At 38.9% G+C, this 13,464-nt stretch carries 12 protein-coding genes and 1 tRNA gene; 7 read left to right on the plus strand and 6 right to left on the minus strand.

The genetic code is table 11. From position 1 onward, the window contains the following. Positions 1-16: 16 nt before the first annotated feature. Positions 17-997, plus strand: a complete 981-nt coding sequence (locus K7X70_RS21460; RefSeq protein WP_222538969.1) for a GlxA family transcriptional regulator — start codon at positions 17-19, stop codon at positions 995-997. A gap of 76 nt (positions 998-1,073) precedes the next feature. Here the strand turns inward: K7X70_RS21460 and K7X70_RS21465 are convergent, their stop codons facing one another. The 4 genes from K7X70_RS21465 to K7X70_RS21480 form a co-directional block, all read right to left on the minus strand. Next, a complete protein-coding gene (locus tag K7X70_RS21465; protein ID WP_222538970.1) occupies positions 1,074-2,138 on the minus strand; it encodes an META domain-containing protein in 1,065 nt (354 codons plus the stop codon). A 111-nt stretch (positions 2,139-2,249) separates the two neighbouring features. Then, positions 2,250-3,413 (minus strand): TIGR03364 family FAD-dependent oxidoreductase, encoded by a 1,164-nt coding sequence (locus tag K7X70_RS21470; protein ID WP_222538971.1) that lies wholly within the window; start codon positions 3,411-3,413, stop codon positions 2,250-2,252. A gap of 28 nt (positions 3,414-3,441) precedes the next feature. Further along, a complete protein-coding gene (locus K7X70_RS21475) occupies positions 3,442-4,779 on the minus strand; it encodes a DUF5690 family protein (protein WP_222538972.1) in 1,338 nt (445 codons plus the stop codon). A 6-nt stretch (positions 4,780-4,785) separates the two neighbouring features. Beyond that, positions 4,786-4,953, minus strand: a complete 168-nt coding sequence (locus K7X70_RS21480) for a hypothetical protein (protein WP_222538973.1) — start codon at positions 4,951-4,953, stop codon at positions 4,786-4,788. A gap of 213 nt (positions 4,954-5,166) precedes the next feature. Between K7X70_RS21480 and K7X70_RS21485 the strand changes: the two genes are divergently transcribed. Both K7X70_RS21485 and K7X70_RS21490 read left to right on the plus strand, forming a co-directional pair. Next, complete coding sequence (locus K7X70_RS21485; RefSeq protein WP_222538974.1) at positions 5,167-5,643, plus strand: TspO/MBR family protein; 477 nt, start codon at positions 5,167-5,169, stop codon at positions 5,641-5,643. Positions 5,644-5,721: 78 nt separating this feature from the next. After that, positions 5,722-6,252: a hypothetical protein gene (locus tag K7X70_RS21490; protein ID WP_222538975.1), complete on the plus strand. Its 531-nt coding sequence runs from the start codon at positions 5,722-5,724 to the stop codon at positions 6,250-6,252. A 69-nt stretch (positions 6,253-6,321) separates the two neighbouring features. Here K7X70_RS21490 and tamL read toward each other — a convergent pair whose 3' ends face one another. Continuing rightward, complete coding sequence (tamL, locus tag K7X70_RS21495) at positions 6,322-8,748, minus strand: translocation and assembly module lipoprotein TamL (protein WP_222538976.1); 2,427 nt, start codon at positions 8,746-8,748, stop codon at positions 6,322-6,324. Between tamL and K7X70_RS21500 the strand changes: the two genes are divergently transcribed. The 3 genes from K7X70_RS21500 (at position 8,739) to K7X70_RS21510 (ending at position 9,823) form a co-directional block, all read left to right on the plus strand. Next, a complete protein-coding gene (locus K7X70_RS21500; protein WP_222538977.1) occupies positions 8,739-9,488 on the plus strand; it encodes a TrmH family RNA methyltransferase in 750 nt (249 codons plus the stop codon). The genes tamL and K7X70_RS21500 overlap by 10 nt on opposite strands. Before the next feature lie 50 nt (positions 9,489-9,538). After that, positions 9,539-9,609: transfer RNA gene (locus K7X70_RS21505), tRNA-Cys, on the plus strand. A 37-nt stretch (positions 9,610-9,646) separates the two neighbouring features. Further along, positions 9,647-9,823 carry a hypothetical protein gene (locus K7X70_RS21510; protein ID WP_062550053.1) on the plus strand — a complete coding sequence of 59 codons (177 nt, stop codon included), beginning with the start codon at positions 9,647-9,649 and terminating at the stop codon, positions 9,821-9,823. 367 nt (positions 9,824-10,190) lie between these two features. Here the strand turns inward: K7X70_RS21510 and K7X70_RS21515 are convergent, their stop codons facing one another. After that, positions 10,191-11,219 carry a quinone-dependent dihydroorotate dehydrogenase gene (locus K7X70_RS21515; RefSeq protein WP_222538978.1) on the minus strand — a complete coding sequence of 343 codons (1,029 nt, stop codon included), beginning with the start codon at positions 11,217-11,219 and terminating at the stop codon, positions 10,191-10,193. A 294-nt stretch (positions 11,220-11,513) separates the two neighbouring features. On the opposite strand from K7X70_RS21515, the gene K7X70_RS21520 reads away from it, so the two are divergent. Continuing rightward, the gene (locus K7X70_RS21520; RefSeq protein WP_222538979.1) at positions 11,514-13,433 is read left to right on the plus strand and encodes an ABC-F family ATP-binding cassette domain-containing protein; all 1,920 of its coding nucleotides are present in this window, start codon (positions 11,514-11,516) and stop codon (positions 13,431-13,433) included. The last annotated feature ends 31 nt before the right edge of the window (positions 13,434-13,464 follow it).

The following is a 13,464-nucleotide window of genomic DNA, read 5'->3' on the forward strand; positions in this document are numbered from 1 at the left end:
GCAACGAAAAAAATCAATGAAACACATTTCAATCTTAGTTCCCGAAACCGCAGTGATTGAATCCATTGCTGACCCCGGTTATTTGTTCAGAATGGTCAATGAATTTCTGGAATCTTCGGGAAAGCCAGCTTTATTCAAAGTGCAGCTGGTTGGTTTATCAAAAGAAGTCAGGCTGAACAACAGTTTATTTTCTGTACATCCTGATCAGGTGATATCTGAGGTAAAGCAAACAGATTTGATTTTCATTCCTGCATTGAGTGGTTCATTAAAGACCGCTTTAAGTTTAAACAAAGATTTCTTGCCATGGATTGTGGAGCACTATCATAAAGGAGCAGAAGTTGCATCTTTATGCATCGGGGCATTTTTATTAGCCGCTACGGGATTGCTGAAAGGAAAACAATGTTCTACCCATTGGCTTCATGCGAATGAGTTCAGGGAAATGTTTCCAGAGGTCACCTTGGTAGATGGCAGCATTATTACTGAAGAACAAAGGCTTTATTCCAGCGGTGGGGCCAATTCTTACTGGAATCTACTTTTGTATCTCGTAGAGAAATATACGGACAGGGATACGGCCATCCTCGCCTCTAAGTTTTTCGCGATAGACATTGACAGGGAAAGTCAGTCTGCATTCATGATGTTCCAGGGCCAGAAAGATCACGAAGACCCAGAAATAAGGAAGGTGCAGGAATTTATAGAAAGTAATTATCAGGATAAAATCACAGTAGACCAGCTCGCTGAGATGTCCGCTCTGGGAAGAAGAAGTTTCGAACGAAGATTTAGCAAAGCAACAAATAATACCGTAGTCACTTATATCCAAAGAGTGAAAATTGAAGCTGCAAAGAGAAGTTTTGAAAGCAGCAGAAAAAACATCACAGAGGTGATGTATGACGTTGGTTATACAGATACTAAAGCCTTTCGAGATGTGTTTAAGAAAATCACAGGTTTAACACCTATAGAATACAGAAACAAATACAACAAACAAGTTGCTATTTCTTAAATAAAAAAAACGGGCTAAAAGCATTAGCCCGTCTTTGATATGCTGTATTTAAGCCCTAAGCAGGCTAATTCTTATATTATTTAGTGACACCAAACATCAGTACTAAACGGTCATTCTGATACAGGTTTAGTGTTTGATCTGCCACATCAAATTTAAAGTTTTTACCCCCTAAAATGTTCAGGAATTTACGTTCTAGTTGATTCAAATCCTTATCCATACAAGCACGACGCGTACTTGCTGCCGGACCGAAAGCAATGGTGGTACTTCCTGCGTTATAAGTACCGAAATAATTATTACAGCCAGAATTACCGCTAAAACGACGCTCTGCTAGATTGAAAGAGATGGTAACCGGTGAATTCTCCTGTGTTACCCCTTCCATCTGAATCAATTTCCATCGGTTTTTACCAATATAACTCCAGATATCGTTGTTATTGTTTGCTTCGGTTCTAAATTCAAAAGCTTTCACTTTCCCTTTATAAAAAGTCAGTGTGTTGCCGCTGGTCTCGAGTCTGAACGTCTGATCACTTAAAGCCTGTGTAAATTCAGATTCCAGCTTGTTCACCTTTTCATCTGAGCAAGCCATCATAGTAGAAGCCACTTTTCCTATAGTCAGACTTTTACTTTTTGGGACATAATTGAAGCTTCCGAAAATGCTGTTACAACCGCCAGAACCATTAAATTTATTTCCTTTTTCATCCAGACTAATAAAAACGCGATTGCTATTTACCGCCTGACCATTCATTCTGCTGAGGGTCCACTTCTGGTTTGCAGCAGCTAATAATGGATCTTTAGTGTCAACTGGTTTGACCTTGATCTTTTCCTTTTTGATCACCTTTTTCAATTTGTAGGTATAAGCGGACGCATCAGCGGGAACATTTTTCCTTTTTGTCCTAATCACTGAAAGGGTATAACGATAACCTTCCTGGTGCTTAAACCCTTGAATTTCGCTATAGAAAAGCTCCCAGTTTTTACTGTTTTTGTATTTTACCTGTAAACAATTCATAGGTGCAACCCCTGTACAAGAGGCACGGTCTTCCTTCACCATCAACGTAATGACATCCGCGGCCATTGCGCTAAACACACTGCCAAAAACAATCAGCAGTGATAGAATTCCTTTTTTTGTAATGATACTTTTTAACATTTTGCGTGTATTTAAAATGATATTTAACCTTTGTCCATTTCCACAGACATCCGGGTAACTACAATTCTCACACCAAAATTAAATAGTCGATTCCATACAGGAAACAATGAGTTAGTGTCCTAAAATACTTTTCATACTGGCTTCAGTATATCCTGCGCTCGCAGTCATCCCTTTGCCACCGATGCAGGTGCGAATGTGAATACAATCTTCGATATTATATTCCAAAATACGCGCTGTTGGATGCTGAGGGTAATAACCGGCCCAGGTAGTTCCCATATCACGAAGGTTGAAGTTCACAATGCGCTCCCCTTCTTTCAACATCAGTTCGTTAATGTGTTGTTTCACATTAAAACCAAGGTCATCAAAATGAGCAACATCAGCATATTCATGAGAATCACCGATGATAAAACTACCATCTACTGCCTTTTTAAAGAGTAAATGAATCCCCCATTCTTTCAATTCCTTATAATGATCAGGAGTTGTCAGCTGTTTAAACGAAGGACAGTACTCTTCAAAGCTTTCATACCTTCTGATGGTCAGTCCTGTTAAAATATTTCCTTCCAAAGCAACTTCTGGCATAGGCACTGTACGCATCATCTGAAGTTTACTGATCACCTGTCCACTGGAAGCAAATAATTCCGGAAACAGTAATTTGAACTCATAACCATTACAAAGAACCGCTTTATCGGCCTGATAAGTACGATTACCAGACACCCGTACCTCGACACCATTTCCAGTAGGTGTACAATCTATCACTGGCGAATTACACAGCAAAGTATAACCTTCAAATTTCGCCTGCATAAATTCCTGCAGACGGTAAATCATCAACGCTGGTTCTACACTCAGTTCCTGCTTAAAAAATAGCGCTTCTTTCGCATAAGTATCCCTGATTGCCGGATATTTAGCCAAGACCTCTGCCTTTCCTAACAATTCCTGCTGATAACCTAGGGTATCATAATGCGCTTTCAATTCATGGATCAGGTTTTGCTCTTCGTCATCAGAAGCAATATAAACGCTTCCATTATTGCGGACAGAAATATCAAACTGCTGCTGTATTTCCTGATAGATTTCCAATCCGCGGACGCCATAATCAAACCAAACACCTGACATTCCAGATGGTACTACCTGTCCGAAGTTACGTACCGTTGAACCTACCGGATAGTTATCTTTTTCCAGCTGCAGAACCTTTTTCCCTAGTTTTAGTGCATGATAAGCGTGAAAAGTCCCTAAAATCCCTCCTCCAATTACAATCAGGTCATAATGCTTTGTATTCATTTCAAATATTTTTATGTGGTCAAAAAATTTATTTTGTACCTCTCTCTACATCTAATACCAATGCAGGGAGAGTAATATTACTTTCTTTTTTTTTATTCTTTACGCTTTTCTGGTGAAAATAAAGCAAGGAAACCATACTACAGGTTACGCCTACTACTGCTGCTACAACAGTACTTTGTCGGAAGAAATGGCCCCAGCTAATTTGGGCATCTCCAAATTCTTTGAAGAGTAAAATACTCACACTTCCCAGGTATCCGATCGCATCCGAAACATACATGACAAAGCCAATATTACTTTTATAATTAAAAGTGGCAATCATGCGTTCAAAAAACATGGCATTATAAGGAATGTAGGCCATATAAAGTCCCATTCCTACCATACACATCCAGACCACCGGACTGATATAATGTGCATCAAAAAGCAAGGTTGCAATTCCGGTAAGCGCACAGCCCCCGATGATCATCCAGTGAATCACTACAAAAGCTTTCAGGTTGTTCCGCACCAGGATCAACAAGCCTATCATGGATAATACGATTAAGGCAATAAAACCATCTATTTTCGCATAGATATGGTTATCAGTTACGCCCAGGTCATGCCAGATCTCCACTTCAAAATTATCACGAAGGTCTCGTATGACGGTTAACATCACATAAATGATGACGGTTAAAACCACTCCTGGCAGGAAATTAAGCAGAAATTTCTTCCGCTGACGACCATTCATTGGCAAACGTTTGGTTCTTAAACGCTGGTCTTCTTCTGTTGGTGGCGGAACCAATTCCAATAATCCCACAAAGAGAAGCAGAGGAATAACAAATAATAATCCGGTGCAGAAAGGCATCCAATATTCATTAACCGGAAGCAAATCCATAACTGTTCTTGCCACCGTTTTGATAAAACCAGAAGCAAATATTAAACTTACCGACATTACTGCCCCCATGAATTCCGTATTCCTTCTTCCCTCGAGATAGCTAAAAACCAGGCCCCAGATCATCCCTAATGGGAAACCATTGATAAAAAGAAAAGCAATATTCCATGGGGCAGGGATGATTGCGAAACCCAGCAATGCGACCCAGGAGATTCCGATCAGCTTTACAATACTGCGTCCTCTATTTTTCCCAGTAGATTCCGAGATAAAACGAATCCCATAAAATTTACTAAAAGTATACCCCATTACCTGGGCAATCACTAGCCAGACTTTATAATCAACTCCAAAATATTCGTGTCCATCAAAAGTTCCCGCAGTAAAAGCCTTTCTAAAAGCATACATGCTGGTGTAACAGCCGAAAGCCGCTAAACCCGCCATTATAGAGATATAAAGGTATGGCCAACCAGCAACCTTATCCCGACAGTGTTTTAGGAGGTTCATACGGCTTTATTGGTTGATCATTAATAATTCGGAAATATCATCGATCAGCTGTGTAGGATGATATCCCATTTGCAGATCACCCCTAACTTTCGCCTGCTGAAAGGCCAAGCCCGGGTCATTATTATCTTTTATAGTGGTTCCCGTCCTATCGACTACTATTAATTTCACTGACATCATTGAACATTTATATGTTCTGCAATACTAAACTTTGTGTATTAATACTAAACAAAGTTTAAGTTAAGGAATTGTTAGATTTCAATTACCTTCGCCTACGGAAGTTGAATCCATTAGATTTGCGCTTATTACTTTGAAAAATCTATGATTTTTAGGAGTCTGAAGCCTGGATCATGGTCCCTACTCCTATCTTTAACATTCAATTCATAAAAGATGAAATTCAATCCTGTTGCCTTTGTGGTTAATCTGGCGATTCCTTTAGCAGTTGGTGCTCTTGGAAGCATTCTTACCCTGACTTCTGTAAAAACATGGTATCCGACTTTAGCTAAGCCTTCTTTCAATCCAACGGATGCTATTTTTCCGCCAGTATGGACTTGTATTTTCATTCTGATGGGAGTTTCCGCTTATTTAGTATGGCAAAAAAGAGCGCAGATTGTCCATTTCCCTCGTATGGTAGCGGTCTATGCCATTCAACTGGTGCTGAATATCATGTGGTCATTCCTGTTTTTTTACGCGAAATCATTAGGTGCTGCCTTATTTGAAATTGTTTTCTTATTGATGGTCATTGTCATCAATGCTTCGATGTTTTATAAAATTGACAAGACTGCAGGTTTGTTATTCATCCCTTATTTCTTATGGGTGTGCTTCGCAACCGTATTGACTTACAGCATCTTCTCGCTGAACGGTTAATTTAACAGCGGATCTGTAAAAAACATATTCGCTTTTACTACATTTGAAAAATTAATAACATCAATGATTTTTAGCGCAATGAAAAGATTATCCTTAGTGCTTTTGCTAGTTATGGCTTGTACAGCTGTCTTCGCACAACATGCAGATATCAATAATTTTATCGTAAAAGAGAGCTTATTGAAAAACAGCAAACTGGCCATTATTGCGGCGGATTCGCTAGATAATCCAATAGAGAAAATCAATGGTGTTTACACTTTTACAGTGAGTGGCTTTACACAGCCTATTACTTTCAATGACGGAATTGCAGTATTGCCACTACAATTAGAAAGATCGGCATTTGTTTACCTGAAACACCAGAATGATCAGGGTACGCACAGTAAATTACTGTATGTATATAAAAAAGATGGCACCTTGAACCCTTATACGATTAGCAGTTTATGGTTGGTCTTATTCCCTTTAATCCTGGTATTCCTGGCTTTTGCCTTTAGAAAATTCATTATTATAGCGGTGATCCTGCTGTTGGTTTTCTTTTACTTCAACCACAGTAATGGCTTGAGTGCCTCCACCTTCTTTGAGACTATTTTTGACGGCTTAAAGAAAATGTTTTAACCTATAAATAGCAGCTGATCAGGAGAACCTCAATTCATAGGTATGGCCTGATCAGCATCAAAACGACATTTAGAAAGGCATTCCGATTCCGAAATTATATTGTACAAAACGGTACCGGTCTGGCGTATTGAGTGCATCATAATCTGTTCTGAATTTCTTAGCACCACCAAGGAATTTAGAGATCACCCATTGATCTGATCCGGTAAACTGTGGATCTTTAAGTTTGAGTCCTACATCAAAACGGAATACAAAATACTGTACATCATAACGGAATCCCATACCTGTACCAATTGCAATCTGTTTAGCCAGGTTTTTGATTCTGAAAACGGTTTCATCGCCAACATTGGTTACTTTAACTGAATCTGTTGCCCTTGCGGAGAGGTTCCATACATTTCCCATATCCAAAAATACTGCTCCTTTTAATTTACCGCCAAAAAACTTATTGACCAGCTTAAAACGATATTCCAGATTTGCCTCCATATGCATATCACCAAGTTGATCCAAGCCATAAAGTGTCCTGCGGTCTTCTTCTTTTGGAATTGCTATTCCGCGATTATAAGCCCCAGGGCCTAAAGTTCTGGCTTGCCATGCCCTTACTCCTGAAGATCCACCTGCAAAAAACTGTTTCTCAAATGGCATATCGACTGAATTTCCATAAGCATAGCCAACCCCCAGGTTTAACCTCGCTACAAATTGTTTATCAATCCCCAATCCTTTATACCACCTCAGATCGATTTCAGGACGTATATACTGGTTAAATTGAACCCCTAATAGCTTACCATACACCTCTTCACGAGGATCTATCTTTACACCAGCCAATTTTGAAAAAGCATAGAGCATATTTCCTGCAACATCTATATTCCCACGGAAATAAATAAAATCATTACCGGTCAATAGTTTATCCGCATTCAATGAATAAGCATATTTGATGCCCAAAGTAATACTCTTTCTTGTCAGTAATTTGATCGTATACGCATTGTTTTGAACTAGATCCTTAATATTTTGGGTCGTATCCGCCGGATCAAAAAGCAGGCTACCAAATCTATACTCAAAATTGATTGGCGTAACTGAATGCAGCTTGGATTTTGTTTCTATAAACTCATAAGTCAGGGAGTTTAAAAATACCCTTCTTGTAAAGAAATCCTTTTGCAAAGCAAATACATAACTGGTAGAAAAAATCGTGTGTGGCATCCCACCTTTTCCGGTAACGTATTTAGAGAAGTAAGGCATCATCAGCCGCGGAACGGTTAAGCTGGCACTTACGGAAAAATCCCGCTGGTAAATGTCACTAAAAATAGAGCCCCCCTGTCCTACTCTCGATTGCAAACCTCCCTTAATCTGAAATTCGAAACGTTCTGTCCCTCTAAAAAAGTTATTATTGGTGTAGGTATTACTCAAGTTAAATCCAACTGTCCCTCCATTAAAGGGTACTTCTCCTTCCACCCGGTTACTCATGATCTTTTGAGGAATCAATTGTATGAATGGATTTACCTTTAAAGTACTGTCTTTCGCTTTCTGATAATCAATTTTCACATTCTTAAACACATTCAGTTCATACAATCTATCGAAGGTGATATTTTCGTTCCTGATGTCGTACTGTTCTCCTTCACGCAGGAAATTATAGCGTACAATTGGATTTCTTCGGAATTTCTTAGAAAGATCGGTATACCTTATACCTTTAAAAATTCGTTTGTTCAAGGTAACAGAATCGGGATAACCATCTGAATTTGGTGCAACAACTATGTTGGTTTCACCTATGTTATATTTTGAATGCTGTGCTTTGTCCAATGGATTATCAATTAGTAAAGTCACTTTTGCCTTACTGGCATTCAGATTTGAATCCACTAAAAACCTCACATAAGGCTTGGCGAAATCAAAATAACCATTCTCTTTCATCAATTGATAAATCTTATCTCTCTCAAATGAGAGCGAATCATCATCAAATCGCATGCCTTGTTTAATATGGGTAAACAAATCTCTTTGTGAAAGGTACAGTTGCTTTACTGCGCTATCTGGAATTTGGTAGGTAAATTCTGAGATTTTAAAATCCGGGCCGGTATTGGCCACAAAAGTTACTTCTGCTTTCTGATCTTTCACCTTAATATCAGACTTCACTTTAGCATTAAAATATCCCTTACTCATCAGGTATTTCTCAATTTGACTGCGGGAAATATCCACAATTGCACTGTCTAGAATTGGCGGCGGACTTCCCAGAGGCTTGATGTTACTGGTCTTATAACGACCATCCTTAGTATTGAACATATTATAGAGCAACACATTGATTCCTAACTTGGAAGTCGGACGAATGTCTTTTTGAATGTAGTTATAAGCCTCCTCTTCAAAAGCTTTACCGATGCTGTCTATTTTTACTTTCTTAACAATGGATTGGTAGGGTTCGATGTACTTTGTTGAAGAACATCCTGCCACAAAAACAATAATAAGTAGTAATATTGCAAGAAACTGGACATTCTTTTTATAATTATAGTATGCTTTCAAAATCTCAAATAGGTTTTATAAAATCGTTACATCAAAAAAAGTACCGTAAAGAAAATGGGATATTTATTATTGAAGGTATAAAATCTATTGCAGAATTTATTCATTCTTCTTACCAGGTTCACAGCATCTATTATCTGGCTCAATATCAGTCTCTACTCCCTGAATTACCTGCAAATATAAAGTTATTTGAAGTAAACAGTACGGAACTGGATAAGATAAGTACTTTACAAACCCCACAGGGTATCCTGGCACTGGTTCAGCTACCTAAAAACCCGGTACTGGATACAAAACAGCTCAAAAATAACTTTTCATTAGTATTGGATGGTATACAAGATCCGGGAAATCTAGGCACCATCATCCGCAGTGCAGATTGGTTTGGCTTTAAGCACATCATTTGTTCTCCAAATACAGTAGAAGTTTATAATCCGAAAACAGTACAGGCTACAATGGGCTCCTTAAGCAGGATGGAAATCTATTATCAAGAGCTTGCTCCTTTGCTTTCCTCCCCGCCAGTTCCGGTATTCGGAGCAGTATTGAACGGTAAAAGTATCTATAATGTAGACTGGGGGACCGAAGGGTTGGTGATTTTAGGAAATGAAGGCCAAGGGATTTCTCCGGAAATTATGGAATTAATCACCATACCTGTAACGATTCCGAGGATTGGCGGAGCAGAATCTTTAAACGTAGCAGTTTGTGCAGCAATACTATGCGCAGATATCAGTAGAAATTTTCAAAAATAAATTGCATACTTAGATTTAATTGCTACTTTTGCATTCTAATTTTTTAGAAAGGTCGAGTGGCCGAGTGGCTAGGCAGAGGTCTGCAAAACCTCCTACAGCGGTTCGAATCCGCTCTCGACCTCAGATTTACAATAAATAAAAAAATAAAGGGTTACACCATGGCAGTTACTAGATTAAAAAGAAAAGACAGAAGAAATAAGACTTTCGCTAAATTAGATGTGAAAAACTTAAAATTAGCAACTAACATTGAGTTAGGTAGCCGTTCTAAACAGTCTACTACAGATCAATTGGCTAAAAACAATGCTGTTTTAGACAAACTTACTGCAAGAGCATAAGTTTCTGTTAAAAGAAATAAGAAAGACTTTAGGAGATTCCTAAGGTCTTTTTTTTGTTTCTACCGTTTTACATTTCCTAGTACTACATTTCCCAGTACTACATTTCTATTCTACTCTCCCCTGCGCTCCATAAAATCAGCAAATCTATTCTAAGGCTGGAAAATTTGCCCGGAAGAGGGCAAACCTTCCTAGGCCTTCTCACAGACTCGCTGATTTTCTTTCGCTGCCCTATTGTAATGCTTCTGCTATATTTCCTTAAATAATAGGTATAAAAAAACAGCAATGAAATCAATCATTACTGTTTCTATTTTTTATATTTAAGATAGGAGCTAAGCTACAATCTTACATTTAAGACCGGAACCTCTGTTTAAACAAGTTCCTTGCAAATCTTTTTCACGATACCAGGGCCCTCATAAATAAAGCCGGTATAAAGCTGTACAAGTGATGCGCCAGCCTCTAATTTATCTTTAGCATCCTGAGCGGAGTGAATCCCCCCTACGCCTATGATAGGGAATGCTTTATTTGATTTCTTAGAGATGTATCTAATCACCTCTGTTGAACGTGCAGTCAAAGGCTTTCCACTCAAACCACCAGCTTCTTGTGTTAATTCAGCAGGACTATTCAATCCGCTCTTATCAATGGTGGTATTGGTAGCGATGACACCGGCAATGCCAGTTCCTAAAACGATTTCTACAATATCATCCAATTGCTCATTGGTTAGGTCTGGAGCAATTTTCAGTAAGATTGGCCGGCTGGTTTGATGCGTTAGATTTCTTTGCTGTAAAGTATTCAATAGGTTCATCAGCGGTGCTTTCTCCTGCAACTCTCTTAAACCTGGCGTATTTGGAGAACTTACATTCACCACGAAATAGTCGACTACGTCAAATAAACGGTCGAAACATTTGATGTAATCGCTTACTGCATCTTCATTGGGAGTGTTTTTATTTTTACCGATGTTCCCGCCGATCACAATGCTCTTATCTTTTAGCTTTAATAATCTCAATCGCTCTGCGAGGGTATCCACGCCTTTATTATTGAAGCCCATGCGATTGATGATCGCTGAATCTTCCTGTAAACGAAACATACGCGGTGCATCGTTTCCTGGCTGTGGTAAAGGCGTTACTGTACCCACTTCTATGAAACCGAAACCCAGGTTACTCAAAGCTTCTACATATTCTCCGTTTTTATCAAAACCCGCAGCTAATCCAACGGGATTCCTAAACTTAATACCGAATACTTCGCGTTCCAGTCCTTTGATATTCACATCAAAGCTGCTGCGTAAAATTGTTTTTCCCATTGGGAAATGATCATTGAACCATTTTAATTGTTTCACCACAAAATGGTGTACTTTTTCAGGATCAAACTGGAAGAATAAAGGCTTTATTAGACGGTACATGTAACGAATATAGAAACGTTTTGAGATAAGACAAAGGATTTGAGATGATGGTACCCTGAGGTACAACATCTTCCCTCCCAAAAACGCAAAAATACATAGTAATGTTAACAATGCAGTAACAATAGCTATAAAATTCGTTGTCCGCAAAACCGTCTATTTTCTACCGGCACTTCGAAAAATGCGTAAATCCCCTCAGAACACGTATTTAGCCCCTGCTATCTCCTAAAAATAAATTATAAATCCGTCAAATTTAATGCAAGTGTAGAGCAAACAAAATCGTATTTTTGCAGGCAAATGATTTCAATAAACGACTTAACATTCCTGATAGGCTCCAGAGCTTTATACGACGAGGCAAACTGGCACATTAAACCAGGAGAAAGAATTGGATTAATCGGAGCCAATGGAACCGGTAAATCTACCCTTCTAAAAATAATAGTGGGCGAATATGGCCCTTCTTCAGGCAGCATTTCCATGTCGAAAGACCTGAAAATAGGCTACCTGAACCAGGATTTACTTTCTTACGATTCACATCATAGTATTTTACACGTAGCAATGGAGGCCTTTGAGCGCCAAAATCAGCTGCATGATGAAATTGAAGAACTCTTAAAAAAGATAGAAACAGATTACTCTGAAGAAGTATTGAACAAACTGAGCGATAAGCAACAGGAGTTTGAAGCTTTAGATGGGTATAGCATAGAATATAGAGCAAATGAAATCCTTGCAGGTCTTGGTTTCAGCACTGAAGATCAGCACAGGCCATTAAACACCTTCTCCGGAGGATGGAGAATGAGGGTGATGCTGGCAAAAATTCTTTTGCAGACTCCAGACATTCTTTTGCTGGATGAGCCTACCAACCACATGGATTTACCTTCCATCAAGTGGCTGGAAACTTACTTATTGAGTTTTGAGGGTGCTATTGTGATTGTTTCTCACGATAGGTATTTCTTAGATAAAGTAGTGAACCGTATCGTAGAATCCCGCAAAGGAAAACTGACTCCTTATGCTGGTAACTATACCTTCTATCTGGAAGAAAAATCACTGCGTGGAGAGATCCAAAAGGGAGAATTTAAAAATCAACAGGCAAAAATCAAGCAGGAAGAGCGTTTGATCGAGCGTTTCCGTGCCAAAGCTTCTAAAGCGAAAATGGCACAATCAAGGATGAAAGCCCTGGATAAAATGGAACGTGTAGAGGATGTTGATGACGACAACCCAACAGTAAACTTTCAGTTCAAGTTCTCTAAACCTTCTGGACGACACGTGATTCGCGTAGAAGAAGCTTACAAAAGCTATCCAAATATCGATATCTTAAATAATGCAGATGGTTTGATTGAAAAAGGTGATAAAATCGCTTTAATCGGTGCCAACGGTAAAGGTAAATCGACACTACTACGTATCATTGCAGGTGCAGAAGGATTTGATGGTAAATGTGAAGTTGGTCATAATGTAACCACTACTTTCTTTGCACAGCACCAGCTGGAATCTTTACACCTGGACAATACGATTCTTGAAGAATTGCAGGCTTTCGCACCTAAGCATACTGATACAGAATTGCGTGGAATTTTAGGTTGTTTCCTTTTCACTGGTGATGATGTTTTCAAGAAAATCCGTGTATTATCTGGAGGAGAGAAATCAAGGGTAGCATTGGCTAAATCTTTAACCACCGACTCTAACTTCCTGATTCTGGATGAGCCTACGAATCACCTGGACATTCAATCAGTGAATATCCTGATTCAAGCGTTAACACAATATGAAGGTACTTTTATTGCCGTATCTCACGATAGGTATTTCTTAGATAATGTAGCCAACAAAATCTGGTTTATCGAAGATCAGGACATTAAAGAATATCCAGGTACGTACGCAGAATACGAAGAATGGAATTCAAAAAGAATCCCTTCTCCAGCAACCAGCATTCCGGTTAGACCTGATAAAGAGGTGAAACCTAAAGCAGCTGCAGTGGTAGAAAAATCGGCTCCAAGTGCACAGCAGCAACTAAAAAAGCTGAATGAGCAATTGAAAAAGATTGAAGCAGAAATCGCTGAATTTGAGAAAAGTGTGAAAGCAATTGAAGCACAAATCGCTGATGAAGCTGTATATTCGAATATAGGAAAACTAGCTGAAGCCAATAAGAGTTATACTGAAGCCAAACATCAGCTAGACAATGCCCAGAATAAATGGGAAGAACTGGCTTCCGATATTATGGAATTAGAAGGATAATGATAAAACTAAGCGGATTTTTTTTCGTGCT

Origin of the sequence: Pedobacter polysacchareus, from assembly GCF_019802255.1 — a bacterium.
GTDB classification, from domain to species: domain Bacteria; phylum Bacteroidota; class Bacteroidia; order Sphingobacteriales; family Sphingobacteriaceae; genus Pedobacter; species Pedobacter polysacchareus.